Below are 26,764 nucleotides of genomic sequence, written 5' to 3' on the forward strand. Positions count from 1 at the left end.
CGGAAGATCAGTCGAACAATTCGGGTGATGCCAACCGGTCAGCGATGAAGCGGCAGAAGCGCGCGGCGTCGGCGCCGTTGATCACTCGATGATCGTAGCTCAGCGAGAGCGGCAGCATTTGGCGCCAGGCGACCCCGCCGTCCTCGGTCGGGACTGGAACAGGACGCGCCCTGGTGACGCCAAGGATCGCGACTTCGGGTGCGTTGACGATCGGGCTGAAGCTCGTCCCACCGATATGTCCGAGCGACGTCAACGTGATGCAGCCCCCCGACATCTCCGCCATCGAGAGCCCCTTGGTCCGCGCCTTCTCGGACACCGCCAACAACTCGGCCGAAATTTCAGCCGCCGATTTCCTGTCGGAATCGCGGATAACCGGCACGAGCAACCCGCCAGGTGTATCGACCGCAACGCCGACATGCACATATTTCTTGGTGACGATTTCGCCGCTAGCAGGATCGAGCGAAGCATTGAACTGCGGATAGGCTGCGAGCGCATCGGCCAGCGCCTTCACGAGGAGCGGCACGGGGGTAAGCTTTGCGCCGCCACTGGCCGCGAGCGCCTTGCGGCGCGCTTCGAGCTCGGTCACATCGGCGTCGTCGTTATGCGTGACGTGCGGAATCGCGACCCAGTTGCGGCCGAGGAACGACGCAACGAATTTTTGGATGCGGCTCAGCGGCTTGCGCTCAATCTCGCCGAATTCGGTGAAATCGACCTGCGGCCATGGGGCGATATTCTGAAGCAGTTCGGTCACCGGTTCTTCCTCTTCGGTACGCGCCGACAGGCAGCGGGCAATCGAAATGGCGGCCCGGCGATGCGGCGGAGTGCAGCGGGCGGTCGGACGGTCAGCTTATCGCTTCCGCCGGCCAGCCGCGTCTGGTTGATTATTCGATGATCGCCAGGACCGCGCCGACCTCGTAGGTCTCCCCGATCTGGCCGACGATCTTGAGCTTGCCTGTAGCCGGGCTATCGACTTCCTGTGTCGATTTCTCGGACTCGAATGCGTAGAGCGGCTGCCCTTCCACCGCTTGGCCGCCATCCTCGACGAGCCATTCGGCGAGTACGCCATCATTCATCGAAAATCCGACTTTCGGCAGGATAACTTCAAATGCCATGGGAAAACTCCTTGTCGATCAATTGGTGAAAAGCGCTTTGACCGTTGCGACGATTTCGGGTGTCTGCGGCGCGAACGCGGTCTCGAGCGGCTTCGAAAAAGGAACCGGGCAAAAGGCCCCGCCAAGACGCTTGATTGGCGCCTTGAGCCTTCCGAACAATTCGTCGCCCAGCACCGCGGCGATCTCGGCTCCGACACCGAACGGCGTAACAGCCTCGTGCACGATAAGAGCCCTGGCCGTCTTCCTCACCGATGCGAGCACCGCTTCGCGGTCCCACGGCGCAATCGTGCGAAGGTCGATGAGTTCGGCAGATATTCCGGCCTCCGCTAGCTCTGCCACTGCGGGCATCGCTTCCTGGATCATGCGCGCATAGGCGATGATGGTGATATCATTTCCTGCGGCGACGATATTGGCCTTGCCGATCGGAACCCGGTAATCCGTCTCGGGGGCATCGGCCGGCGACCAATAGGTTGGCAGGTTCTCGATAAACAGTACGGGGTCCGGATCGTCGATCGCCGAACGCATGAGGCCGTAGGCGTCCTTTGGGCTCGACGGCGCAACAACCTTGATGCCCGCTGTGTGCGCGAACCATGCTTCGAGATAGTCGCTGTGTTGGCCGCCCGAGGAGAAGCCCGTTCCGGTCATGGTGCGAATGACGATCGGAACGTGGGTTTGTCCGCCCGACATGAAGCGCAGCTTGGCCGCGTGGTTCACAATCATGTCCATCGCGACCGTCGTGAAGTTCATTAGCATGATTTCGGCGATCGGCTTGAAGCCCGCCAGCGAGGCCCCGATTGCGGCACCAATAATCGCCTGCTCCGAGATCGGGGTCGAGCGGACGCGCGCGTCGCCGAACCGTGTCGAAAGCCCCTTGGTGACGCCGACCACCCCGCCCTCTTCGGGATCGGCGACATCTTCGCCGAGCAGCAGAACTGTATCATCGGCCTCCATGGCATCAGCCACGGCCGTGTTGATGGCCTGCAGAATGTTCATCTGCTTCGGCTTTTTCTCGGCAGTATCGGTGCTCATCAGACCAACTCCTCGGCGAAAATGTCGCGCTTCAGTTCCTCGACGCCCGGGAACGGACTCTCGAGCGCGAATTCGACGGCTTGGGAAATCGCATCCTCGATCTCCGCTTCGATGCTGGCGAGTTGCTCCTCGGTAGACACGCCGCTTTCGATCAGCAGGGCCCGGAACCTAGGGACCGGGTCGTTGGCAATCGCCTCCGCCTTCCGGGCCTTGTCCATATATGTATCCTGGTCGCCGAGCACATGACCGTGGAACCGATAGGTCATCGCCTCGATCAAGGTCGGGCCCTCGCCTGCGCGTGCACGAGCGATGGCCTCATGCGCAGCCGCGTACATGGCAAAGGGATCGTTTCCGTCGACCCGCTCGCCCGGCATGCCATAGGCTGCGGCACGGTCGGCGACGATGACGTTGCTCGTTTTGTCATAGGCGGTGTGCTCGCCCCACTCGTTGTTCTGGCAAAGGAAGATCACCGGAAGCTTCCACACGGCAGCGAGATTGAGCGATTCATGAAATGCGCCGATATTCGCCGCGCCGTCGCCGAACGTCGCGACCGTGACGCGCCCGTCACCCTTCAGCTGCGAAGCCCAGGCCAGGCCATTGGCGATCGGCATCGAGGATCCGACGATTCCGGTCGTGACCATCACACCCTTGTCGGGATAGGTCAGATGCATCGGACCACCCTTGCCCTTGCACGTGCCGGTCGTCCGTCCCGCTACTTCGGCCCACATGTCCTTAAGCGGAAACCCCTTCGCAAGCATGTCGTGCGTGCCGCGATAAATGGTGCACAGATAATCATCGTCGGTCAGATTGACGAAAGTTGCGCTCGGGATGACCTCCTGGCCTCGCGGACTGTAATAAGGCATCACGAGGCGCCCTGTCATAATGACCTTGCGCGAGCGCTCGTCGTTCGCCTTGATAAGCGCCATCCGGCGGTAAATTTCCACCTGGGTCGCAGCGTCGGGAATGGCTCGGTTGCTCATAAAGTCGACGTCCTTTCGAGGTTCGTCAATTCACCTGTATCTATGCGGTCGAGGCATTCGCCATTTTTACCCGGCAGGAAAGGCCCTGAGCGCGAAAGGTGGCAGGATATCGCGGATGTGAACGATTCAGCATCAAATGGCACTCGCAGCCGCCGAAGCGGAAGCGGTGTGGCGGTTCAGTCAGGCGTTCCGCCACGCGCCCGCAATGATATGCGTCCCTTGCCGAATGGGGCGTCCCGGTTGGTGAGGGCCTCCTTGAGGCCTTTGTCAGCCATGTCCTGCTTGAAGCGGGCGCGCCGCGGTCCCTGGCTCAGGTGCGCGCGCGCGTCGAGCTCCGCCGCGTAGCGCTGCGACTGCTTGGCCCCGGCCAACTCCATCTGCATGTTGATGACCCGCTTGTGGGTCGCAAGAATCTCCGCATCGACGCTGGCGATCCGGCGGACGAGGTCATCGGCTTCGCGGTCGAGGTCTTCGGGTGCGTAGGATTCGAGCACAAGACCAATTCTCGCCGCGTCCAGCCCGCTGATCGTATCGCCGGTGAATAGCATCCGCTTCGCCCATTGAGGACCGCAATGGTAGAACCAGAGGTTGGTGGGCGGGGTACCGTTGGCGCGCGCGGCCGGGAAGCCGATTTTCGCATCGTCGGCGGCAAGAACGATATCGCATGAGAAGGCCAGGTCGGTTCCCCCGGCGAGGCAATTTCCCTGCACCTTTGCGATGACGGGTTTGTGCAGGTCGAGCATGATCAGGGTGAGATCCTGCTGCCGCTCGAGATTCCAGATATCGTCATCGAGCGTTCCGGCCCGCGTCCGGTAGAGTGCCGGGTCAAAAGGCGTGTCTGCAGCCTCCTTGCCGCCATAGCTGTCGGTCAGGTCGTAGCCGGCGCAAAAATCCTTGCCTTCCCCCGACAGAAGGATGGCGTTCACATCGCGGCGATCGTCGGCCTCCAACAGAGCTTCGTGGAGTTCGCGCAGCGTGGCGGACGAGAGGGCATTTCGCTTCTCGGCACGATCGAGCGTGACCCGCGCAATGCCATCGCCTGCCGAAAAGCTTACGCAGTCGGTCGACTTCAACCATTTCATCGCCACGGGCCGTCTCCTTGCAGTCGCTGCGGAGCGCCAGCGCCCCGCGACATGAGGGCTTAGCATGTCGCCGCGCCGCGCAAAGGCCTGTCCGTGTCGGCGCGCCCACCATCAGACTGCCGATGCCTTCCCGGTGCGACCCACCCGAACATTGACAGGCCCGCCCGGCCGGCCGGTAATGCCATCGCATAGGAGCATACTCGCTCCGGGCGAACGAGGAGCGCATGATGGCGAGACTAGCTGGCAAAGTGGCGATCATCACCGGCGGCAGCCAAGGCATCGGCCAAGGCATTGCGCGCGTCTTTGCCAGCGAGGGCGCGAAGCTTTTGATTACGGGTCGCACGCCAGAGACCCTGAAGGAAACCGCCGCCGCCATTCGCGGCGTCGGCGGTACCGTCGAATGGATTTGCGGCACGGCAGGCGTACGGGCCGACGCCGAGGCGACGGCCCGAAAAGCCATCGAGCTTTTCGGTGCCATCGACATTCTCGTCAACAATGCGCAGACGTCGCGGCCCGGTACCCCGTTCGAGGACAACGACGACGCGCTTCTCGACCTCACGCTTCGCTCCGGTCTCTACGGCACTTTTCATCATATGCAGGCGGTCCTTCCGCACATGAAAACGAGTGGCGGATCCATCATCAATTTCGGTTCGCGTGAGGGCATAATGGGAGGGGTCGGTTTCGCAGCTTATGCCGCGACGAAGGAAGCCATTCGCGGCCTTTCCCGATCGGCGGCGCGCGAACTGGGCTGTCACAATATCCGGGTCAATGTCATTTGCCCGGCGGCGCTGAGCCCGATCGCTATCGAATATCTCGACAATCATCCCGAGGAAGCCGAGGCGTACCGGAAGGATATTGCGCTCGGTTATTTCGGCGACTGCGAAGCCGATGTCGGCCGCGCCGCTCTCTTTCTCGCCAGCGACGACAGTCGGTACGTCACGGGCCAGACAATCAATGTCGATGGTGGCCAGGCGATGCTCTGACCAGATAAGACGTGTCGCCGATCATCCACCACATATGTGAAGAGGTCGCGCAGCGCGTGCAAAACGCATTGCCCTCTCGAAGACGATGGGCGACCCTCATTCGATGCAACAATCCCAAGACATGGCGTTAGCGCCCGATGTGAAAGTTTCGCAGGCGCGGCTGATCGCGGAGGAATGGAAGCGCGCATGGCGTCCAGGCGTCGCTGCTCTTGCCGCGGGCTCCTTATGTTACTCGCTTTTTCCCGCCGTCTCGAGCCTGTTTGTCGAGCCGCTCGAACAGCAGTTCGGCTGGACCCGCGGAGAAATCGCTCTCGTCCACAGCTTCGGTCTCGTCACGGCCTTCGCTGCGCCGGTTATCGGTCGGCTCACCGATCGTTTCGGCGTCAAGCCGATCTTGTCGATCGGCATTCTACTCACGATATTCGGTTACGTCCTGCTGGCCCTGATGAAAGGGTCGCTTAGCTATTATTACGCAGCCTATTTCATATTTTCGGTAGCCGGCCTCGCGACGACCGGGATCACGGTGACCCGCGTCATCAGCGGCGCGTTCGATCGGACACGGGGCACCGCGCTCGCAATCAGCCGCTCGGGCCTCGCCGTTGTCGGCGCGCTGATGCCCATGCTCCTCTTTCCCGTGCTCGTGCGTTATGGGACCGCGGGCGGCTATCTGTTGCTCGGCGCATTCATGATGAGCATCGCCTTCCCGCTCGTGCGCCTCTGGTTGCCCAAACATCAGGCCGTCACGCGGACCGCGTCGGGCGCCGCCCATGGTCACGCCGACGGCTGGCGCGAACTGCTGTCGAAGCCGAAGGTCCGTATTCTAATCGCGGCGTCGGTCTTCAACTATGTGCCCGTCGTCGCACTGATGTCCCAGCTCAAGCCGCTGGCTGTCGAAAAGGGCCTCGACACGGTCGCCGCGGTCGGCGCGCTTTCGGTAATGGGCGCAGCGGCTGCTTTCGGCGCGCTTTTGAGCGGCGTTCTCGTCGACCGCTATTGGGCGCCGGCGGTGGCATTCATCCTGAATCTCGCTCCGGCGATGGGCTGTCTGCTGCTCTTGCAGGCCGACGTTCCGCTATGGATCTTCTATTGCTCGGTCCTTCTCGTCGGTCTCGGTCAGGGGGCAGAGATCGACATAGTCGCGTTCATGATTGCGCGGTATTTCGGTCTCCGCAGCTACGCGACAATCTACAGCCTGTCGACGCTCGGCATCGCACTGGGCGTCGCAGTGGGAAGCAGCTTGATCGGGCGAGCGTATGACGAGTTCGGCAATTACGACATGGCGCTGATGGCAACATCGGCCTCATTTGCCATCGCGGCCCTTTGCTATCTCGCAATGGGGCGCTATCCGGAGCAAGTTCCGGACTGAGTGCGGCCGTCATCGGCGCGGCGAGGACACCCGCCGCCCGCCTAAGCCATAAAGTCCGCCGCATGGCGCGCTGCCCAGTCGGCAAATCGCGTCGGGGAAATGCCCGCCAGCGCCATTTCGTCCGGGCGCGCGGGGTAGTTGACGCGGTTCATCCACAGCTGGGTACGGATCCATCCTGAACTGAGCCCGCGCTCGACCAGCTGCTCGGGTGACACAGCGACGGCCCGGACCGGTCGGCCGCTGACCCTCGCAATGATCCCCGCCACCTCAGGCAAGGTCTTGAGATCGCCCGCCAGTTCAATCGCCTTGCCCGCAAAGCTGGATGGATTCTCAAGCGCAGCGGCAGCCATCGCCGCGATATCATCCGCCGCGACAAGAACGAGCCGAACATCCGGGTCGATCGCGGTTCGCAATTCGCCCGCAGGAAGATCGGGAAACATCCATGACGACTTCGGCGCGATGAAATTCTCCATCATGAATGCCGGCCGCAGGATCGTGAGCGCCTCGAATCCGGCGACGCGAAACATGTCTTCGGCATCGCGCTTGCTGGTCCAATAATTTCGGTCCCAGAGATCAGTTTCCCACTCCGGCATCTGGTCGATGGAACCCGCGTGGGACACCGAGCTATGCACGACGCGCGACACGCCCGCCTCACGCGCGGCCGCAGCCAGCGCGCGCGCCTGCGACCGCTCGCTGTCGGGCGCGGCGGGCGCGGGTGCCATTTGCACGGAGAACAGCCCATCCACATTCGTCAGCGCGGCCCGCAAGGCCTGCGCGTCGTCGAAGGGCGCAAGCGCCAGATCCGCGCGACACGCCGCGAGGTCGCGCGCGGCAGGGCTGCTGGAATTGCGGACAAGTGCGCGCACCTGATGCCCGCGGCCGATCAGCGCCCGTGCGAGCGCGCTACCCTGTGATCCACCCGCTAAAGTGATCGCGACTTTCAAGACTCCATTGCTTCATGCAGCGGCCGCAGCAAGGCTTCCTGCGCGGTCGAGGCAATGAGGCGCCCCGCCCGGTCGAAGATGCGTCCCATGGCAAGACCCAGGCCGCCGCCTGCCGCGGGACTGTCGGTGTCATAAAGGAGCCACTCGTCGCAACGCGCGGGGTGGTGAAACCACATCGCATGGTCAAGACTGGAGATGAGCAGTGCGGGGCCGTTGGTTGGAACGAGATGCGGGATCGCGCCGACCCCTGCCAGCCAATAATCGCTCGCATAAGCCAAAAGGCACTGCTGCTCGCGAAGGTCATCGACTCCCGCCGCATCGGAAACGCGAAACCAGAACGCCCGCCGCGCAGGACCGCGGCGCAGCAGATACGCCTCCGGCGCGACAACGCGCATTTCGACCGGCAACGCGGCGCTGAAGTTGCGAACGATCGCAGGATCGAGAGTCGCGGCGTTGGACCGGACATAGTCCTGGAGCGGCGGCAAGCTCTCCGGCGCGGGTACGTCGGGCATAACTGGCTGTTGATGCACGAACCCCGGCTCGGCCTCGTGAAACTCGCACATCAAGGTGAAGATCGTGCGCGTGCCTTGCCGCGCCATGACCTGGCGGTTTGCGAAGCGCCGGCTGTCGCGCAAGGTCTCGACCGCATAAAGGATCGGCTCGTCGGACCGACCAGAGGCCAGAAAATAGGCGTGGAACGACGTCAGCGGCAGCGCATCGCAGCTCAGCACAGCCGCGCGGAGCGCCTCGCCGATCAGTCGGCCGCCATAAATTCCCCCATAATTATTCGGGGCTCCTGCCCGTCCGGTAAACGCGCCGTCTCCGCTTTTGGAAAGCGCAAGCAATACGGCGGGGTCAGAGCCCGACGCGCTCGCCGTTTCATATTCCGCATAGGCTCCGCTGGCGTCGGCCATGCGATCAGGACGAAAGGCCGAGCGCTCGGCGCGCGGCTAGGACGGTATCCATCTCTTCGAGACCGCTCTTCGGTATGGTGAAATTCGAAAGATCTTCAATCTGCTCGATATGCTCCAGAATATCCTCGCAGCTCGGCGCCTCGCCTCCGGGCGTGTACCAACCTTCGGTCAGGCCGACAAAGATGCGCGAAAATTTACCCCCGAGCGCTGAGTACATATTCTGGGAACTGCTGCAATCGCGGCTTGCCAGATAACATCCGAGCGACGCCACGAACTCAGGCTTCATTCCGTCCCGATAATGCTGTGTACGCTCGCCCGCGGCCTTGAGAAACGCGATGTCCGGTCGCTCGGAAAGCGGGGTTCCGCCAAGCCTTCCGCCCTGCGCGTTGGGGAAGAGCGTGTTGACAGCGACGCCGTCCGGCGCCTCCTGCGCGATGACGTTCATCAGGCCGATGAGCGCGGTCTTGGCCGACCCGTAATTGGCGCGGAATGGATTGCCGAAAATGCCCGACTGCGAGCTGACGAGGACGAGACGCCCATATCCCTGCCGAACCATCTGCCGGTAGGCGGGTTGGCAGACGTAAAATGCCCCCTTGGCATGAACGGCGTATACCGCCTCGATGTCTTCTTCGGTCAGTTCGCCAAAAGCACCGTTGCGCTGGTTGCCGGCATTGCTGATGACGATGTCCACCCGGCCGAAAGCGGACATGGCGGCCTCGATGATGGCTTCGCCGCCTTGTGCAGTAGCAACGCTGTCGTAATTCGCTACGGCACGCCCGCCAGCGGCCTTCAATTCCTCGACGATCGCGTCGGCATATTCGCTCGACGTTCCCGCACCGGTCGTGCTGCCCCCGAGATCATTGACGACCACGGCGGCGCCGCGGCTCGCCAGTTCGCGGCAGAAGGCTCCACCGAGCGCGCCACCGGCACCGGTAACCACGGCGACCTGGCCGGTGAAATCAATTCGCGACACTATGCTCTCCTCTAATGGTGATGACGTCGCCGGCCTCAGACCGCCCAGACAAGAGGAAGCTTCTCGACGCTGCCGTTCACGCCGGTCCGGAAGCGCGGCGGGTCATTCGGGTCCAGCGCAAAATCCGCAATTCGCGGCAACCACTCTTCGAGCAATATCTTGATTTCGATGCGTGCCAGCATCGATCCGGGGCAAACATGCGGGCCGGCGCCGAACGCGGTCTTGGTATTGGACTTCCGCGTGAAATCGACGCAAAGCGGGTCGTCATAGTCGCGTGGATCAACCGCGCCAAAGGGCGTCGCGAGCATGACCTTGTCGCCTGCCTTCATTGCGACGCCATGGAAATCCATGTCGGCAACGACGGTGCGGCCAGGGTTGGTAAGCGCGAAGCGACGCAAAAATTCTTCGGCCGCCGCGCCGGAGATGGACGGATCCTCTGCGAGCTGGTGCCGATGCGCGGGCGATCCGGCCAGGAAGTGCATGATGTGCCCCATCATCGAGGCCACCGTGTCGAGGCCGCCGATCAGCAGCAATGTTGTGACCCCGACCGCCTCCTGCGTCGTGATCGGGCGACCGTCGACCTCGGCCGTTGCAATCTTGCTGATCAAATCGGCTCCCGGATTAGCCACGCGTTCGACGACGCGTTTTGCTGCATATTCGAACAGGAGAGCGAGCTTCTCTTCCTTCGGCGCGTCAGCTGCGACTTGTGCGTTGGCCAACGGCAAAAGCACCAGGCGGTCCTCTTCGGGGATATCGACCATCTTCATGAAAATCTTGATCGGGAGGTGCTGGGCAAAGTCGGTGACGAATTCGCAGCGGCCACGCGGACGCATCTCCTCGATCAGCTCGATCGCGAGCGCGCGCGCCTCCTTCTCGCGCTCCTTGAGCGCCGATACGATGAAAGCCGGGGCGAAGAGCTTGCGAAAGGTCTGCTGTTCGGGCGGATCGGCCTCGATCGGCGCCAACCGGGGTTCGCCCGGCTGCCGGACCTTGTCGACCGATGCGCCTTGGCTCGATGTGAAGCGCGAGGGATCCGCGAACGCTTCGGCAAGATAGTCGCGCCGGGTCAGTATCCAGTGGCCGCCATTATGGGGCGACCAGAAGATGTCGGGGACTTGGGTCTGCAGCGCCGCATATGGTTCATGATAATATTGCTCGCCGTTCATGGGGCGATAGCCATCGAAGTCGACGACGAGCTCGGCCGGGACATGGTCCGCGATGCGGCCCTGCTGGGGCGGCGTTGATGTCATGTTCTGCATGGTTCGAGGCTTATCGGTCCCGATCGCCAGCGTCGAGAGATCGGGACCGCTCAGCGCACGAACATCATCATTGTGATGGAGTGCTCGAACCGGATCGGGCGGAACCCGAACCGCGCGGCGGCTCGGTGGCCTTGAACAGCATGCGCGCAAGGGCAAACTCCTGCGCTTCGTCGACCGGCGCTTCGCCCGGGAAGAACCATTCGCGAAACAGGACGGCACCAGCCAGCATGCCGAAGGCGTGACGTACGACAAGGCCGGGCTCGACGTCGAACTCCCAACCGGCGCGAATGAACGCTTCGCGCATGCGCGCCTCGGCCGCGGCGAAATAGCCATCAAGACCGTGCAGCGCGTCACTGTCCATATCGCCGCTCGATTTAACGAGCGCATGGAGGAGATCCGAATTTTCGCGCAGGAATGGGTAAAGAAGATGGACGAAATGCGCGCTGCGTCCTTCCCGATCCGCGTCGATGCCCGAGTCGCTCGCCGCGATCAGTGCCGATAAGCGATCGTTGAACGGCTCGATGACAGCGGCGGCGAAGAGCTGAGCTTTTCCACCGAAATTGTTGAAGATCAGCGGTTCGGCGACCACGGCCCGATCGGCGATCTGGCGCGTCGTGGCCCCAGCAAAACCCCGTTCTGCAAACACCGCACGTGCCGCCGAGATGATGAGCGATCGGATTTCACCCGATCCCCGACGCGCCCGCCGTACCGGACCAGTTTCGCCGCCTTTCGGATTAAAATCAGCCATTCGCGCCCGCCTACCTGTCATCGCCTGTCGAATCCCCATTGCGTACCCCCACCAGAATACGCTAAATAGTATTTGCTATTCAAGCCGCATCGCAGAGTCGGCATCAAGGAGAGGTTCCAAAATGAACGCGAGCTATGACATGATCATCCGTGGCGGCACAATCGTCGATGGCAGCGGCGGCGCCCCGTTTGTGGCGGACGTTGCGGTGAAAGATGGCCTCATCGTCCGGGTCGGCACCGTCGAAGGAAGCGCCAACGAGGAAATCGACGCGGCGGGCCAAATCGTCACGCCGGGCTTCGTCGACGTCCACACCCATTATGACGGGCAGATCACCTGGGAAAACCGCCTTGCTCCCTCGTCCGACCATGGTGTCACCACCGTCGTGATGGGCAATTGCGGAGTCGGGTTCGCGCCCGTGCGCGACGGCGACCAGCAGCTGATGATCAAGCTCATGGAAGGTGTCGAGGATATCCCGGAAGTGGTCATGGCCGCGGGCGTCCCCTTCAACTGGGAGAGCTTCCCCGACTATCTCGACGCGCTTGAAAAGCGCGAGGCCGACGTGAACTTTGCGACGCAGATCCCGCACAGCCCCTTGCGCGTCTATGTCATGGGCAAGCGCGGCGCGGACCTCGAACCTCCGACGGCAGACGATCTGGCCGAAATGCGCCGCCACGTCGCCGAAGCGGTCAAGGCGGGCGCGCTTGGCGTCGCAAGCTCGCGCAACCTGTTCCACCGCTTCCGGTCGGGCGCGCTCGCTCCGTCGGTTCTCACCGAGATCGACGAAGTGCTTGCGCTTGCCGAAGGCCTGCGCGATGCGGGCAGCGGCGTGTTCCAGTGCAATCCCAATCTCGATAATGACGCCGAGATCGAACTGGACCTGTTCCGGTCGATCGCCGAGCGCACGGGCCGCCCGGTTACCTTCAGCCTGATCTATATGCCGACTCAGTCGCAAAACTGGGACAAATATATCGAAGGGGTGAAGCGCGCCAATGCGGACGGGCTAGAGATTCGGGCGCAATTCATGCCGCGCCCAATGGGCGTGCTTTATGGGCTCGATCTCAGTTTCAACCCTTTCTCGCTCAATCCGAGTTTCCGCGCGATCGCGAATCTTCCTCTTGCCGAGAAAGTCGCGCGAATGCGTGATCCAGAGCTGCGCGCCCGTCTTCTCGCGGAGGAGCCGGAAGACCCGAATCCTGCGTTCGTCGGGTTGCTCAAGTCGATCCGCGACCTGTACCGGCTGACCGATCCTGCCGATTATAATTTCGCGCCCACCGATAGTCTGCAGCACCAAGCGGCGGCCGCGGGAACCGATCCCCGGGAAATGATCTATGACGCACTTCTCGAAGATGACGGCCGAGCGATCCTTTGTTCCTATTCGAGCGAAGTTCAGGACTATCTGGAATCCAGTCGCGATCTCATCGGGGCCGACGAGTTCGTCGTCGCGCTCGGCGATGGCGGCGCACACTATGGAATGATCTGCGATGCGGCCTATACGACCTATATGCTGACCAGCCGCCTTGGCCACGATGGGCTCGATCTGCCGACTGTCGTCAAGTCGCTGACCAGCCAGCCCGCCAAATCGGTCGGTCTTTGCGACCGCGGTCGCATCGGTGAAGGATATCGCGCCGATATCAACGTCATCGACCTCGATCGGCTGACGCTGCACCGTCCCCAGATCCGGACCGACCTTCCCGCAGGAGGGAAGCGCCTGTCGCAAAAATCGGAAGGTTATGTCGCGACGATCGTCAGCGGTGTCGCCACCTATCGCGATGGTTTTCCAACGGGCGCGCTTCCCGGCCGGTTGCTGCGCGGCGTGCGCGGGACGCCGCAGCCCGAGCCGCAGGTGGTGCGCGAACTCGCCTGATCGCGCGCTATCAGGCGTCCGTGGCGCTACAGGCAGCGAGCATGCTCGACCAGGCGTGCAGCCGCTGCCAGAGAAGCGCGCGCGTCGATGCGAAATTATGCATATGCGCCATGCGCGGTACGATGAAGATCGAAATATCGTCGCACGTTGAATAGGCAGCGGCCTCGGCCTTTGGCTGCGGGCAGGTGTCGCGTTCGCCGTTGGCCACGAGCACTGGCACCTGCACGCGTGCCGCGTCGGCGGCAAAGGCACCGGGCAGCATCATCTGAACGGCGCAATGCGGGATGGTGACACTGCCGAAATCGGGCGCGGTCTTACGCACCGGATAGCCACCCTTCATGTCCTCGTGGAGGATCTCATCGGGCACATCCTCCCAGTGGAAAGCGTAACGATAGTCGACGCCTGCATGGTCATGCTCGATATGGTTTGTCACGCGCCCGTCTCGGACCGCCTCGAACCGTCGCACTCCGTGCTCGAAGGCGGCGGTATCGCGTTGAGGCAACGCCGTATGGATCGCGCTTACGCCGCACGGTGCGATAGCATCGAATGTCGCAAAACGGCCTTGGGCGAGAATGGTTACCCCGCCGCCCATCGATTGTCCCATGCCGACGCGAAAGGGAGACACGGCGGGAAAATCGTCGATCACCGTGCCGTTATTCAGCTCCGCCGCTATCGTTCGCACACAAGCGTCATGCGTTGTGGCGAGCGTCTGGAAATCGATGCGGGAAAGATCGGGAATACTGCTCTCGCCGACGCCCAGATGATCGATCGCAACATAGATCACACCCTGCGCGGCGTGCCATTCTGCCTCGCTATATCCTTCGTGCCCGGCAAAGTGCATATCGAAATAGCGCCTCGAATAGCCTCCCCCTGGACAGGCGAAGATCGCCACGGGTCGAGGAGCGAGGCGCGCGGGATCCGGGAGGTAGAGCGTCACCGCCATGCTCATGCTGCCACCAAGGGCCGCGGCGCTCGTCACGTCGATCCGCCTTTCGATCTTTTGCATTTGTCACTCCCGACGGCGGGCTGCCGCCTTCTCCTGTCGTAACTGATCGCATGCAACGGCCCCTGGCCACTATCGGGCAAGGTCCAATCATCAGGGACATGATGGAGGGCCGCGCGCTATCGATCGCGGCGGCGGTCCCGCCTATCAGCCGTCTTTCTCCGTAGCCGAGGAAGATCCAGCCGATGCGCGCAGCCTATATCGTTTCACCGGTCCGTACGCCCGTGGCAAAATATCTGGGCGGCCTTGCCGACGTGCCTGCTGAGCGGCTTGCCGAAAAGGTCATTCGTGCCGTCATCGAACGCAGCGGTGTCGATCCGCATGCCGTCGAAGATGTGGTTTTTGCGCAGAGCTATGCGAATGGCGAGGCGCCATGCATCGGCCGCTGGGCGGCGCTGGCGGCCGATTTACCACTCGAGGTCGCCGGTCTGCAGATCGACCGGCGCTGCGCCGGCGGCCTGACCGCGGTCGCAACGGCAGCGGCGATGGTCCAGAGCGGGATGGCCGACGTCATCGTCGCGGGCGGCGCCGAGAGCATGAGCAATGTCGAATATTACACGACGCGCATGCGCCGCGGAACGCGCGCCGGTTCGGCGACGCTGCATGACCGCCTCGAGCGCCAGCGCGAGAGATCGCAACCGGAAGAGCGTTTCGGTCCGATTTCGGGCATGATCGAGACCGCGGAAAATGTCGCTGCGGAGTATGGGATCGGGCGCGCCGAGGCCGACGCCTATGCCGTGCGCAGCCATCAGCGGGCGGCCGACGCATGGGCGCGCGGCGCATTCGACGCCGAGATCGTCCCGGTCGTGGTCGCCGGCCGCAAAGGCGAAACGGTTGTCGATCGCGACGAGGGCATCCGCTCCGACGCATCGATCGAAGCGATGGGAGCTCTCAAGCCGCTTCTGAAAGACGGGGTCGTGACTGCGGGCAATGCGAGCCAGCAAAATGACGCCGCGGCCGCCTGTCTCATTGTTGCCGAAGACCGTCTCGCCGATCTCGGCCTGACGCCGATGGCGAGATTGGTCGGCTGCTCGGCCGTTGGGTGTCACCCCGGTACGATGGGTATCGGGCCCGTCCCCGCGGTCGAAAAACTGTTCCGGCGGACGGGTCTTGGCTGGTCGAACATCGATCTTGTCGAACTGAACGAGGCTTTTGCTGCGCAGGTGCTTGCCGTGGCAAAAGGCTGGGAATGGAATGAGGCGGACAAACTCAACGTTAACGGCGGCGGTATTTCGCTTGGTCACCCCATTGCCGCGACAGGGGTGCGGCTCCTTGTCTCGATGCTCCACGAGCTGCAGCGGCGCGAGGCGCGTTACGGCCTCGAAACCATGTGCGTCGGCGGGGGCCAAGGCGTTGCGGCGATTTTCGAACGTGCCTGACTCCCCGTCGTTTTAGCCCGCATGTGCGCCGCCGCCCGCCACTTCGATACCGCGTCCGGTAATCATCTGCGCCTCGTCGCTGGAGAGAAATAAAACGGTCGCGGCGATTTCCTCGGGTAGCACCGCACGGGCGATCATCTGATGCTCGCCCGCAATCGCCGCCTGTTCCTCGGCACTGAACATCGCGGCGACGATCGGGGTTGCAGTCAGCCCCGGGAGGACGCTGTTCACGCGAATGCCGTCCTTCGCATATGCGCAGCTGGCATATTGACTGAGGTGGATGACCCCCGCCTTTGCCGCCGAGTAGGAGGGCGGCGCCGACGACGTGAAGATGCGCCCGGACATTGAGGCCGTGTTGACGATCGTTCCTCCGCCGATATCTCTCATCACCGGGATTTCATATTTCATCGCAAGAAAAGTGCTGGTGAGGCAGATGTCCATGGTCCACTGCCAGTCTTCAAGGCTGAGGTCCTCAAGCGTGCCCGGCCGTGACAGTCCGACATTGTTGAACGCGTGGCGCACCGGCCCGAAGCGCGCGCAGGCTGACTCGATAAGTCGGCGGACAGCCCCTTCGTCGGTTGCATCGGTTTCGATGAACTCGGCGGATCCGCCAGACGCGCGGATCTGATCGCGCACCGCCCCTCCCCTCCCCGGATCGATCTCACCAATGGTCACTTTCGCGCCCTCGCGCGCGAAGGCTGTCGCGGTCGCTGCGCCGATGCCCGATCCTGCTCCCGTCACGACCACCGATCGACCGAGAAAACGTTGGTTACCGCTCATTTTTGTCTCCCGCCCGCTGAACTGTCACCGCATCGGGGCTTCCGCCGCCCGACGCCCAAAAGTCGGACCAATGCTCGAAGTCGCCGGGAAGTGCCGGCGGGTTCGGATGGGCGTCCCAACCCGTGAAGGGCGCGCGGGGCCGCTCCTCCCAATCGGCGGCATACCAATGCTTCTCGCGCCGGCGCACGAAGAACCACTCGCCTGCCTCGCGCCGATATTCATCGAAATAGGCGATCGCCATTACGATCCAGCGACCGCGATCTTCATGCTCGGCGCGGCAGTAGACGACGCCGGTTGCCGCATCGCGGTCCTGAAAGACGACGCGATGACCGCAGATCTGGTGGACCGATCGATAGAAAGTCCGCAGCATCGGATCGATGAGGCCGCGCAGCACATCGCGCCCGGAGCCATGGTGACCGCAGGCAACGTCAGGCACGAACAGGCCGGTCCAGGTGTCGAGATCGCGCCCGTCAACCGCCAACGCATAGCGCATCGCCAATTGTTGGATTGCAGCCTGTGACTCCAGGCGATCGATCCTGTCCTCCACGCCGCTCACGTCAGCCGCTCCAGATTTGCAGGATCAAAGGCGAGAAAAGGCTCGTCGCGCGTGGCACGCGTGAACCAGCCTGGATCGTTGAGGATTGCCCGCCCGACGGCGACAAGGTCAAATTCGCCGCGCTCGAACCGCTCCAGAAGCAGCGGCAGATTGTCGGTCGAATCCTGGCTCGCGTCGATATGTTTCGCCCCTCCGCCCGCTTTCCCGAGCGCCACCCCGCCCACCGTCATCGAGGGCTTGCCCGTGAGCTTTTTTGCCCAGCCTGCGAGATTGAGGGTCGAGCCTGTAAAAGCGGGCGTATCGAAATAGCGCTGACTTGCGTCGAAGAGGTCGACCCCTGCGTCCGCGAGCGGGCCGAGGAGTGCACCGAGACCGTCGGGATCGCTGGCGAGCATCGCGCGATAGTCCTGCATCTTGAACTGCGAAAAACGGAATATGATTGGGCGCTCAACGCCGATCTCGTCTCGTATGGCGCGGACGACAGCGGCCCCGAACGCCGCTCGCCGGGGAGCGGTCCCGCCCCAGTCATCATCGCGGCGGTTGGTATAATCCCATAGAAAGCTGTCAATCAGATACCCGTGAGCGCCGTGTATCGCGATCCCATCCGCGCCATGCACCACCGCATTGCGCGCGGCGAGCGCATAAGCGGCCACGATATCGGAAACGTCGGTTTCGCTCATGGGCGCCTGCGGTAGCATCGCCTGCTCGCGCCCTTCAGACCGAAAGGAGATGACCCCGTCGGCAGGGCCCCAGATTCCGGAGGGCCGCATGGCCGCGCCCGACGCCGTCCCCGCATTTTCGACATTCCACATCGGGCCCTGGTGCCAGAGCTGCGGAATGACGCGCCCCCCTTCGCGATGGACCGCATCGAACAGCGCGCGCCAGCCAGCGAGCGCTTCGTCGCCGTCTAGGCGCGGTATATCGGGGTGATCGACCGCCGAAGTATGCGGGATCGCAACGCCCTCGGTAATGAGAAGCCCCAAGCCCGTCGCGGCGCGACGCGCGTAATAGGCTGCCACATCGGGGCCGGGAACGCCGGCCGGTGAGCGATACCGCGTCATCGGGGCCATGACGAGGCGGTTCGGAAGCGTGAGCCCACGCAGCTTCAACGGCGCGAGAAGCGGTCCCAGTCCCATGGGTCAGCGGCCCGTGAAGTCGGGGCGCCGTTTCTGAATGAACGCGTTGCGCTTTTCCGTCGTGTCGCCCGTCGACTGGCTCATGAAAATGGCGCGGTTCTCGAGCTCGATCGCGGCGGCAAGGCTCGGGGCATCGGCGTTGATATGGAGCGAGCTCTTCGTCAGCGAAATCCCGATGGGGCTGTTGACGATCACGGCGTCGGCTAGACGCATCGCCTCGTCCATCAGCCCGCCATCGGCGACGCAGCGCAGCACGAGGCCGATCCGTTCGGCCTCTTCGGCGAGCACGGCGCGCCCGGTGAGCATGAGTTCGGCGGCGCGCTGCTGCCCGACCAGCCTTGGAAGCAGATAGCTGAAACCGAGTTCGTGCCCAGTGCCTGCATTGTGAAACGCGTTGACAAACTTGGCCGAACGCGCCGCGACCGTCATGTCGGCCGCGAGCGCGATCGCGTAGCCTGCGCCGGCCGCGACGCCGTTAACCGCGCAGATGACAGGTTGCGGCAAAGCACGCATGAGGATCGGTATCTGGCCGAGCCGGTCCATGACGCGGCGCTGGAATTGCGCCTTGCCGAGCTCGGCATCGACCCAGTCGGGGGCGCCAGCGGCGCGAATGTCATGTCCCGCGCAAAATCCGCGGCCGGCACCTGTGAGGATGACGACGCGCACATCATGATCGTAGCGCACCGCCTCGAGACGATCGATCAGCTCGCCATACATGGCGTAGGTCAGCGAATTCAGCGCGTCGGGACGATTGAACGTCAGACGGCACACCCCTGCGGCCGGTGTATCCTGCAGAATGTCGCTCATGTTTGTTGTCCCGTGCCTTGCGATCCGCCGCAAGCCTGTGTGGCGCATCGCCCTTGAAAAGGCGAGCCTTGCACGGCCGGTATCGGGGAACGGCTGGGCCATATCACGGTTGTGAACAGCCGCACTTGTCCCTTGTCTTATCCATCCAGTCCGACGCAAGGGTGATCGATTGTTCAATGACAAGGTGCGACATGGGCCGACTTCCGCTCGACAACATCCGCGTACTCGATCTCACGCGCGTTCTCGCTGGGCCCTTCGGCTCCCAAATTCTCGCGGACCTCGGGGCCGACGTGATCAAGATCGAGCGCCCGGTGGTGGGCGACGACGCGCGCATCTTCGGCGAACCCTATCTTCGCGATGCCGACGGCAAGCCCACCCGCGACAATGCCTTCTACATGTCGGTGAACCGCAACAAGCGCTCGGTCTCGCTGAATATTGCGAGCGCCGAAGGCCAGGCCCTGATCCGCGAGCTCGTCGACTCCTGCGACGTCGTCATGGAAAATTACAAGGTTGGCGATCTGAAGCGCTACGGTCTCGACTATGAGAGCCTGAAGGCGATCAAGCCCTCGATCATTTACTGTTCGGTGACCGGCTATGGCCAGACCGGCCCCCTGGCGAGCAAACCGGGCTATGACGCTGTGTTCCAGGGCGAATGCGGCCTGATGAGCGTCACCGGCACTCCCGATGGCAAAGAGGGCGCTGGGCCGATGAAGGTCGGCCCCAGCATCATCGACCTGTTCACGGGCCTCAATGTCGCGAACGCCGTCCTCGCGGCGCTCTATTATCGTGACGCAAATGGCGGCGAAGGCCAGTATATCGATGTTGCGCTTTTCGACTGCGGCGTTTCGGCGCTATCGCATTACGCCCAGATCTACCTGACGTCGGGCGAGGTTCCCGTGCGGCGCGGCACGCAGGGGAATGGTGGCATGCCGACGAGCATGTTCCCGTGCAGCGATGGCGCCATCATGATCACGTCGGGCAACGACAAGCAATATATTGCGCTCTGCGCTGCCGTTGGTCACCCGGAGCTCGCGGATCATCCGCATTTCGTCACCAATGTGCTGCGGGTCGCGCACCGAGACGAGATCACCGAAGTTTTCAACAAGATCTTCGAGACCAATACGGTCGCCTATTGGCTCGAGAAACTCGGCGCTGCCGGTATCCCGAGCGGGCCGATCAACGACCTCGAGCAGGTGTTCAACTATTCGCAGGCCCAGCATCGCGGCCTGCGCGCCAGAGCGCCGCATCCGCTCAAGCCTGACCTCGATGTGATCCGCAGCCCGCTCAATTTTTCGGAAACACCGATCACCGATTATGACGCGCCGCCGATGCTCGGCCAGCACACCGAAGAGGTACTGACTGGCGAACTCGGACTTGATCAGGCGGCGCTCGAACGGCTCAAGGCTGGCGGCATCATCTGAGTCCGCGCGCCGCGAGCATCAGACGTAGCCCCGCCGCGCGCGGTAGGCGGCGAACCTCTGCTCGAGCCATGCGCGCGTGAGACCGAATGCCTCGGGCGCATAGCGCGCCGGGCCCTGCGACGATACGGGCCGCGGATGCGCGTCGAGCCACGCCTGCATCTTCGCCTCGGTCAGGGGATGAAGGTCGATCGAAAAAACATCATAAATCGAGCGTATCACGCCGAGCTGGTCGCGCGTAAAATCGTGAAATTCGATGTCGATGAAAGCGGCCTCGCTGTTCGAGCGCGCGGCATGCGCCCGATCGAGCGCTTCCCCCCAAAAATTTGCTTCGCGCGGCCCCACATCGGCAGCGGCCGCGTTATCGCCGCAAAAGGCTCGCCGGGCGGCAAAGATCAAGCTGCTGATCGATGGCATCGCGTCGACAGGGTCGCGATGGGTTTGGACAACGCACGCATCGGGGAAGACCGTCAGCAGTTCGCCTAGCGAAAACAGGTCGGTCGGGTTTTTGAGCAGCCAGCGGCGCGGATCGTCGGCGCCGATGAGCCGCAGCACATCGGCCAGCCAGCGGTAACTGTCCTCGTCATTACGTCCGCGATACCAACTGTCATAGGCCGGAACAGGCCACATAGAGGGCCACATGTTGCTTGAAAAGCCGGAGGCGAGGATGAACAGCGATTCCTCTATGCCTTCGGCGGTCATCATATGATCTAGCGCTGCTTCGGGCGCCGCTGCGATGAAGCTGTCGAGCGCGGTCTTTTCAGCGAGATATTGCGCCGTGTTGACCCACTGATCGCGCGGCGGGCGCGGCATAGGGTACATCGCGAGCCAGTGCTCGGGCCCCTGAAATTGTGGGTCGAGCGACATCAGCTGGTGAAGCGCCGTTGTACCCGATCGTACCAATCCCACTATGACCACCGGTGCTTTGATCGGGCGGCCGCGAACGTCTGGCCGCGCCTTCAGCCCTGCGACCGCCAAGGCGCGCGCGTCGAGCGACTGACCGATGCGAAAAGCGCTCGCCGCGGCGAATTCGGGCGCCAGGTCAAGATCGTCTACCGCACGCAGAAGTAGGTCGAATCCCTCGCGAAACGCCGGATCGCCAAAGTCCGAAAGACCGGTACGCGCCGTCGACGCTGCGAGCATCGCGGCCGGGGTGAAGAGATTTTCGCTTCTCATGCCGAGGCCCAAGGGTCGAGATGCAGCTTAGTTTCGCCGGAACCTGCACGTAACGCTTCGAAATGGGCGGGAAATGCATCCAGTCCGACCGTTCGCGACACCATCAGCCTCGGCTCGACATGACCGGCGTCGAGCATGTCGGCACTCTCCTGGAAATCTGCGAGACTATAGGCGAAGGAGAAGCGCATGGTGGCGCGCTTCCAAGTCGCAAGCGCCGGGACAAGAGCGTCGGGCGCGGCGCAGAAGCCAAGCGATACGATCGTGCCGCCGGGGGCTACAAGCTCGACCGCTTTCTGCATCGAGCCGACCGCGCCGGTGCACTCGAACAGGATATCGGGTGGGCCACCGAGCGCAGCGGCGAGCCGTTCGCCCTCGCCTTCGCCGAAGGCTTCGAAGCCCTGCGCGCCCACGTCGTTCGCGAGCGGCGCGCGGCGTGCCGAACGCGACATGGCGACAACGCAGCCGGCACCTAGGTGGCGTGCCCAGTAGATCACCGCGAGCCCGATCGACCCGGCTCCAAGGACTGCAACTCGCGATCCGGGGGTCATCTTCGCAAGGCGCACGCCATGCAGCCCGACCGCGAGCGGCTCGACGAGCGCGCCGTCGAGCGCAGAAAGGCCCGCCGGCAAAGAAATGGCGCTGCTCGCAGCGACGCGCATATATTCGCCAAAGCCTCCCACCATGCCTTCCATTGCGGTGCAGGCAATCGGATACCCTTCCCTGCAACGAGCGCAGACGCCACATCCCCTGCACGGCATCGCGGTCACGCGCTCACCCGTCCCGAAGCCTCCGGCATCCTTGCCCGCCGCAACGATTTCGCCGGAAAACTCGTGGCCGATGACTGTCCCGAGGGGCACATCATCGCCATGCCCGGACGTCATATGGAGATCTGTGCCGCACACGCCGCACCGCTCGACGCGGATGACGAGCTCACCCTCGCCGGGAACAGGGTCTGCTACGATTTCGACCGCAAGCGGCAGCCCCGCGCCCCTGAATATCGCGGCCCTCATGCCCTGACCCTTCGAACAGGCATTGCAGCATCCTTCCCACGAGCCGCGCTCATTCGGCACGGCATTCGAACCGGCATTTCGCCGCCATGCGCCCGGGCAAGTCAAGAAAACGCACGCCAACAAGGATATTCATCACGAACATGATCGGTGCCCCCGCCCGGCTCAGCTCGAGAGGTCGGCACGCCCGCGGTCAGGGCTCCAGGACGAGCCTTCCAGCGAACCCGCCGTCCTCGATTTGCCGATGCGCCAGGCGGAGATCGTCAAAGCCTATGCGGAGTAATGGCGGAAGCTCTATTTCGCCCGCGTCGACCGCCGCGACAAGCCGCTCAAGCTGCGCTGCGTCGGGATGAACGGCATAGAAAATCGGCTCGACGGGCATTTCACCGACAGGAATGGGCGTGGTGGCGACCGTGAAAATGCCGCCGTCGGGGTGGATGCCGCCGCCGAGCCGCGCGGCGTCCGCGCCGCCGATCGTATCGATCAGACAGTTCGCCTTGGTCGTCTCGGTCTCAATCGCCGGAGCCAACCAGATTTCGTGGGCTCCAAGCGAGCGCGCGAGCGCGGCGCGTCCTGCGCGAACCGCCGCTATAACCGTCGCACCGCGCTGCCGTGCGGCCCATATGGCGAACCGTCCGACTGCGCCGGTGGCGCCGCTGATCATGACGCGGTCTCCAGAGCGCACGTTGGCGGCCTGTTCGACAAGTTGCAGCCCCGTCAGGCCGGGCGTCGGAATCGCGGCAGCGGCCGCAAAATCGAGGGCGTCCGGGATGAGGACCAAAGCGTCTTCGGCGACCGCTGCATATTCGGCATATCCGCCCTTGCGGAAGGGATCGAGCATCGCGACGACGCGCGCGCCTGCCCCGAAGCGGGCCGAAGACATGATTTCTCCGGCGACGTCGTAACCGAGGATGTGCGGAAAGCCCACGGGGGCAAATGACGCGAACTGGCCTGCGCGCCATTTGACATCGGCAGGATTGACCGCCGCCGCGCGGACCCGGACCAGGGCTTCACCCGGTCCAGGTACCGGCATGGCCACCTCCGCCGTCTGGAGGACGTCGATATCTCCGTAGCGAGACATCGTGACGGCCTTCATGCGGTCCGGCGGCGTCAGCATCCAACGGGCTCGGGCAAGGTGAGCAGGCGGCGCAGTCCCTGCACCGCGCGATAGGCGTCTCGGACGGCTTCGCCGATACGCGACACCTGCACCGCATCGCCGATCGCAATCGTGGGAAGGTCGGCGCCTGCAAGGCTGTCGGCAAGGCTTGTATCGGGCACCAGCCCGTGCGCCAGCAGAAGCAGACAGGCCGGCTGCATCATCCTGCCCTCCGGGCCGTCCAGAATGACATAGTCGTCTCCGACGCCAACCACCCTGGTGCGATCGACGACGCGGATCGCGGAGTTCGCTGCGATCCGGGGCAGCAGATGCATCCGATAGAGCGGCTCGGCATTGCGCGCCAGAAACCGCGCGTCGGAACGCGAGACGAGAACGACATGATATCCGCGCTTCGCGAGATGTTCGGCGGTCTCGGCGCCCGTTTCTCCTCCGCCAAAGATCACGATGGGGGTCTGCTGATCGGATACCGGGGGCTCGATCCCGCCGATCAGTGCCTCGAACGCCGGCGCGACGGCAAGATTGCCGCCGCGCTCGAGGGCGAGCGGCGCGGGCTTCGCGCCAGTTGCGAGGATGAGCGCATCGAGCCCTTCGCCTTCGATCAGCTTGGCGTCCGCATCGATGCCGGCGCGCACCGTGATCCGACTGCGCGCCACGCGGCGCTGGAGGAAGTCATTGTACCAGAATAACTTGTCCTTGTTGGGCGGCGTAGCCGAGGTAATCAGATTGCCACCAAGCGAAGGTCGCCGTTCGAAGAGCGTGACGTCGAAACCCGCTTGGTCCAGAAGCAGCGCTGCCGCCATTCCGCCGGGTCCGGCGCCGACGACGGCCGCCCGGTGACCTTGCCCGAACCCTTCGATTACAGGGTCGGTCTCATGACCGCAGCGCGGGTTTTCCGCGCAGCTGACACCCCGGTTCGCGCCGGTTTCCTTGATGCACCAGTTGCACGAAGTGCATGGCCGAATGTCCTCGACCTCGCCCCGCCGTGCCTTGATTGGCCACATCGGATCCGCGAGCAGTGCACGACCGAGCGAGACGCAATCCACGTCACCGTCGATGACAGCGCGTTCCGCCTTTTCGGGCCAGCGCATGACCCCTGCGCAGATGACGGGTTTGCCTGTCGCGGCGCGGATGCGGCGCGCCATGGGAAGGCGCCAGCCTTCGGCGATCGACATGGGCTCGACGATCACATCGACGCGGTCTAGCGACCCGCAGGAAATGTCGATCGCATCGACACCCGCCTCGCAAAGGCGCGGCGCGATGGCTTCGCCATCCTCGACTGTCAGCCCGCCTTCGATGAAATCCGAGACCGAGAGGCGATACAATAAGGGGCGAGCGTCAAGCTGCGCCTTGACCGCACGAACCACCTCGAGCGGAAAGCTGAGCCGCCGCTCGAAGTCCCCGCCCCAGCCATCGTCGCGCATGTTGACCAGAGGAGAAAGAAATTGCTGCAGCAGATAGCCGTGCGCGCCGTGCAGCATCACAGCGTCGTAACCCGAGGCGACCGCGAGACGCGCGGCATTCGCGTAGCTTTCGACGATGCGCCAGATTTCTCCCTCTTCGAGCGCACGCGGCACGGTGTCGAGATAGAAGCTTTTGAGCGCGACGGCACTTGGCGCCACGGGCGAGCGGCCGAGCACGCTTGCGCGCGACTGGCGTCCGGCGTGGGACAGCTGAACGCAGGCCTTCGCTCCGCCTCCCTGAATGGCGGCTGCCAGCTTGCCATGACCTGACCGATAGCGGTCGTTATCGAGACGGAGCTGGGGCGCCATGGAGCTGAAGCCATCCATTCCATCGACACAGGTGAATTCGACGGTGACCATTCCGACGCCGCCGAGAGCTCGTTCGCGATAATAGGCGATTTGTTCGGTACTTACAGAACCGTCGGCGTTGCCGAGATGGCTTTCCATTGGCGCCATCATCAAGCGGTTCTTCAGGCGCATCGTCCCGATTTCGAATGGCTCAAACAGGCGCGGAAATGCCATCGATCTTCGTCCCGGTTATCGTTCTTTCGTTCGTGCCCGCCATTCTAGGCCATTCGTTTTCACGAAAAATCGGCTATCGGGAAAAAGAATCTTTGGTGAGAGCGAATAATCATGGACCGTTTGACAGGATTCGAGGTCTTTCTCGCAATCGTCGACAATGGCGGCTTCAGTCGCGCAGCCGAGCGGCTGGGAATGTCACCGGCGATGGTATCGACCCATCTGGCGCGCCTTGAGGATCGGCTCGGCACGCGGCTCATCGACCGGAGCACGCGCCGCTTCGCGCTGACACTTGAGGGGCACCGCTTCCTGCACGACGCCCGGGCGATCCTCGACGCCGTAACCGAGGCAGAAAATGGCGTGCGGCGCGGGGCTCATCAACCCAAGGGATGGCTTCGGATCGATGCGCCGGGCGCCATCGGCATGCGGCTTATTGTTCCCGCCATCGAGCCGCTGCGCCGTCTTTATCCCGAAGTCGCCGTTGATCTGAGTTTCGGAGAGCATCGCAGCGAAATGCAGGCGGAAGGCATCGACATCATAATCCGTGTCGGAACGCCGCCCCCGGACCGCGGCGTCAATCTGGTGCTGGGGAAGACACGCTTCGTTCAAGTCGCCTCGCCGGATTATATCGCGCGGAAGGGAGCGCCCGCGACGCTTGATGAGCTCGCGCAGCATGACATGATTGTCTACGCGACGTCCGAGCGACCGCTTGGCCAGCGTTGGCGGTTCGAACAGGATGGCGAGACGCGCTGGGTGCGCCCGCAGGCCGCCGCAGCATTTAATCACGGAGACGCTATCGCGGCGGCGGCCGTCGCAGGGGTAGGCATTGCGCAGTCGCTCGAGGTCCTCGTTGCCCCCGAAATCCGGGCTGGGGCCTTGGTGCCTGTTCTCGCGGACTGGAATCCCGCTGCCGCCGACATTCACCTGTTCATGCCGCGTGACCGGGCGAAGCGACCCGCGGTCAGCCGCGTCGCCGAGTATCTCGCCCAGCATGTCGACTGGACAAGCGGTGGCTAACGTCGCCCCGCCATCACGCATGTGATGGGGCAGGTCGCGGTGTTTTAGGGACGAAGGAGCGATGATATTGGGAAGGTGAAGCCGGCCCTTTGCGCGGGCGAGGGTTGGTTTTGGCGGGCTTTTACGTCGGATCTG

The 26,764-nt window shown here is 63.3% G+C and carries 25 protein-coding genes; 6 read left to right on the forward strand and 19 right to left on the reverse strand.

Translation table 11 applies throughout. From position 1 onward, the window contains the following. Positions 1–7 precede the first annotated feature (7 nt). The 5 genes from V8J55_RS21530 to V8J55_RS21550 all read right to left on the reverse strand — a co-directional run bounded on the left by V8J55_RS21530 (position 8) and on the right by V8J55_RS21550 (position 4,203). On the reverse strand, positions 8–751 hold the full coding sequence (locus tag V8J55_RS21530) for a 2-oxo acid dehydrogenase subunit E2 (RefSeq protein ID WP_336447627.1): 744 nt from the start codon (positions 749–751) through the stop codon (positions 8–10). Positions 752–881: 130 nt separating this feature from the next. Continuing rightward, positions 882–1,112: a biotin/lipoyl-containing protein gene (locus V8J55_RS21535; protein WP_336447628.1), complete on the reverse strand. Its 231-nt coding sequence runs from the start codon at positions 1,110–1,112 to the stop codon at positions 882–884. A gap of 18 nt (positions 1,113–1,130) precedes the next feature. Then, positions 1,131–2,141 carry an alpha-ketoacid dehydrogenase subunit beta gene (locus V8J55_RS21540; RefSeq protein ID WP_336447629.1) on the reverse strand — a complete coding sequence of 337 codons (1,011 nt, stop codon included), beginning with the start codon at positions 2,139–2,141 and terminating at the stop codon, positions 1,131–1,133. Beyond that, positions 2,141–3,121 carry a thiamine pyrophosphate-dependent dehydrogenase E1 component subunit alpha gene (locus V8J55_RS21545; RefSeq protein ID WP_336447630.1) on the reverse strand — a complete coding sequence of 327 codons (981 nt, stop codon included), beginning with the start codon at positions 3,119–3,121 and terminating at the stop codon, positions 2,141–2,143. Before V8J55_RS21545 ends, V8J55_RS21540 begins: the two co-directional genes overlap by 1 nt. A 176-nt stretch (positions 3,122–3,297) precedes the next feature. Next, entirely contained in the window at positions 3,298–4,203 is a 906-nt protein-coding gene (locus V8J55_RS21550) for a crotonase/enoyl-CoA hydratase family protein (protein WP_336447651.1), read from the reverse strand. Between the two features lie 227 nt (positions 4,204–4,430). Here V8J55_RS21550 and V8J55_RS21555 point away from each other — a divergent pair, with 227 nt between their 5' ends. Beyond that, entirely contained in the window at positions 4,431–5,186 is a 756-nt protein-coding gene (locus V8J55_RS21555) for an SDR family NAD(P)-dependent oxidoreductase (protein ID WP_336447631.1), read from the forward strand. Between the two features lie 139 nt (positions 5,187–5,325). Next, on the forward strand, positions 5,326–6,552 hold the full coding sequence (locus V8J55_RS21560) for an MFS transporter (protein ID WP_336447632.1): 1,227 nt from the start codon (positions 5,326–5,328) through the stop codon (positions 6,550–6,552). A gap of 41 nt (positions 6,553–6,593) precedes the next feature. Here V8J55_RS21560 and V8J55_RS21565 read toward each other — a convergent pair whose 3' ends face one another. From V8J55_RS21565 to V8J55_RS21585, 5 genes are all read right to left on the reverse strand, one after another. Next, positions 6,594–7,496 (reverse strand): NmrA family NAD(P)-binding protein, encoded by a 903-nt coding sequence (locus tag V8J55_RS21565; RefSeq protein ID WP_336447633.1) that lies wholly within the window; start codon positions 7,494–7,496, stop codon positions 6,594–6,596. After that, positions 7,493–8,410, reverse strand: coding sequence for an acyl-CoA thioesterase (locus V8J55_RS21570; RefSeq protein WP_336447634.1), 918 nt, complete (start codon positions 8,408–8,410; stop codon positions 7,493–7,495). The genes V8J55_RS21565 and V8J55_RS21570 overlap by 4 nt, the downstream gene beginning before the upstream one ends. A gap of 4 nt (positions 8,411–8,414) precedes the next feature. Beyond that, positions 8,415–9,383 (reverse strand): SDR family NAD(P)-dependent oxidoreductase, encoded by a 969-nt coding sequence (locus V8J55_RS21575; RefSeq protein ID WP_336447635.1) that lies wholly within the window; start codon positions 9,381–9,383, stop codon positions 8,415–8,417. A gap of 35 nt (positions 9,384–9,418) precedes the next feature. Continuing rightward, complete coding sequence (locus tag V8J55_RS21580) at positions 9,419–10,642, reverse strand: cytochrome P450 (protein ID WP_336447652.1); 1,224 nt, start codon at positions 10,640–10,642, stop codon at positions 9,419–9,421. A 67-nt stretch (positions 10,643–10,709) separates the two neighbouring features. Next, positions 10,710–11,390 carry a TetR/AcrR family transcriptional regulator gene (locus V8J55_RS21585; RefSeq protein ID WP_336447636.1) on the reverse strand — a complete coding sequence of 227 codons (681 nt, stop codon included), beginning with the start codon at positions 11,388–11,390 and terminating at the stop codon, positions 10,710–10,712. 121 nt (positions 11,391–11,511) lie between these two features. Here V8J55_RS21585 and V8J55_RS21590 point away from each other — a divergent pair, with 121 nt between their 5' ends. Then, the gene (locus V8J55_RS21590) at positions 11,512–13,254 is read left to right on the forward strand and encodes an N-acyl-D-amino-acid deacylase family protein (protein ID WP_336447637.1); all 1,743 of its coding nucleotides are present in this window, start codon (positions 11,512–11,514) and stop codon (positions 13,252–13,254) included. 10 nt (positions 13,255–13,264) lie between these two features. On the opposite strand, the gene V8J55_RS21595 is transcribed toward V8J55_RS21590, so the two are convergent. Then, complete coding sequence (locus tag V8J55_RS21595; protein ID WP_336447638.1) at positions 13,265–14,260, reverse strand: alpha/beta hydrolase; 996 nt, start codon at positions 14,258–14,260, stop codon at positions 13,265–13,267. 182 nt (positions 14,261–14,442) lie between these two features. On the opposite strand from V8J55_RS21595, the gene V8J55_RS21600 reads away from it, so the two are divergent. Continuing rightward, positions 14,443–15,636, forward strand: coding sequence for an acetyl-CoA C-acetyltransferase (locus V8J55_RS21600; protein WP_336447639.1), 1,194 nt, complete (start codon positions 14,443–14,445; stop codon positions 15,634–15,636). 12 nt (positions 15,637–15,648) lie between these two features. On the opposite strand, the gene V8J55_RS21605 is transcribed toward V8J55_RS21600, so the two are convergent. The 4 genes from V8J55_RS21605 to V8J55_RS21620 are packed head-to-tail and all read right to left on the reverse strand — an operon-like array spanning position 15,649 to position 18,915. Beyond that, positions 15,649–16,416, reverse strand: coding sequence for an SDR family NAD(P)-dependent oxidoreductase (locus V8J55_RS21605; RefSeq protein WP_336447640.1), 768 nt, complete (start codon positions 16,414–16,416; stop codon positions 15,649–15,651). Then, positions 16,406–16,972: a nuclear transport factor 2 family protein gene (locus V8J55_RS21610; RefSeq protein ID WP_336447641.1), complete on the reverse strand. Its 567-nt coding sequence runs from the start codon at positions 16,970–16,972 to the stop codon at positions 16,406–16,408. The genes V8J55_RS21605 and V8J55_RS21610 overlap by 11 nt, the downstream gene beginning before the upstream one ends. After that, on the reverse strand, positions 16,969–18,108 hold the full coding sequence (locus V8J55_RS21615) for an oxidoreductase (RefSeq protein WP_336447642.1): 1,140 nt from the start codon (positions 18,106–18,108) through the stop codon (positions 16,969–16,971). Before V8J55_RS21615 ends, V8J55_RS21610 begins: the two co-directional genes overlap by 4 nt. 3 nt (positions 18,109–18,111) lie before the next feature. Continuing rightward, positions 18,112–18,915 carry an enoyl-CoA hydratase/isomerase family protein gene (locus V8J55_RS21620; RefSeq protein ID WP_336447643.1) on the reverse strand — a complete coding sequence of 268 codons (804 nt, stop codon included), beginning with the start codon at positions 18,913–18,915 and terminating at the stop codon, positions 18,112–18,114. Between the two features lie 191 nt (positions 18,916–19,106). On the opposite strand from V8J55_RS21620, the gene V8J55_RS21625 reads away from it, so the two are divergent. Then, positions 19,107–20,336 carry a CaiB/BaiF CoA transferase family protein gene (locus V8J55_RS21625; RefSeq protein ID WP_336447644.1) on the forward strand — a complete coding sequence of 410 codons (1,230 nt, stop codon included), beginning with the start codon at positions 19,107–19,109 and terminating at the stop codon, positions 20,334–20,336. An 18-nt stretch (positions 20,337–20,354) separates the two neighbouring features. Here the strand turns inward: V8J55_RS21625 and V8J55_RS21630 are convergent, their stop codons facing one another. From V8J55_RS21630 to V8J55_RS21645, 4 genes are all read right to left on the reverse strand, one after another. Next, entirely contained in the window at positions 20,355–21,509 is a 1,155-nt protein-coding gene (locus V8J55_RS21630; protein WP_336447645.1) for a sulfotransferase family protein, read from the reverse strand. After that, the gene (locus V8J55_RS21635) at positions 21,506–22,519 is read right to left on the reverse strand and encodes an alcohol dehydrogenase catalytic domain-containing protein (RefSeq protein ID WP_336447646.1); all 1,014 of its coding nucleotides are present in this window, start codon (positions 22,517–22,519) and stop codon (positions 21,506–21,508) included. Before V8J55_RS21635 ends, V8J55_RS21630 begins: the two co-directional genes overlap by 4 nt. 190 nt (positions 22,520–22,709) lie before the next feature. Beyond that, positions 22,710–23,633, reverse strand: coding sequence for an NADP-dependent oxidoreductase (locus V8J55_RS21640; RefSeq protein WP_336447647.1), 924 nt, complete (start codon positions 23,631–23,633; stop codon positions 22,710–22,712). Beyond that, the gene (locus V8J55_RS21645; RefSeq protein WP_336447648.1) at positions 23,627–25,615 is read right to left on the reverse strand and encodes an oxidoreductase; all 1,989 of its coding nucleotides are present in this window, start codon (positions 25,613–25,615) and stop codon (positions 23,627–23,629) included. The genes V8J55_RS21640 and V8J55_RS21645 overlap by 7 nt, the downstream gene beginning before the upstream one ends. A 111-nt stretch (positions 25,616–25,726) precedes the next feature. On the opposite strand from V8J55_RS21645, the gene V8J55_RS21650 reads away from it, so the two are divergent. Then, positions 25,727–26,629, forward strand: coding sequence for a LysR family transcriptional regulator (locus V8J55_RS21650; protein WP_336447649.1), 903 nt, complete (start codon positions 25,727–25,729; stop codon positions 26,627–26,629). The last annotated feature ends 135 nt before the right edge of the window (positions 26,630–26,764 follow it).

The organism is Sphingopyxis sp. CCNWLW2, from assembly GCF_037095755.1.
Lineage (GTDB): Bacteria > Pseudomonadota > Alphaproteobacteria > Sphingomonadales > Sphingomonadaceae > Sphingopyxis.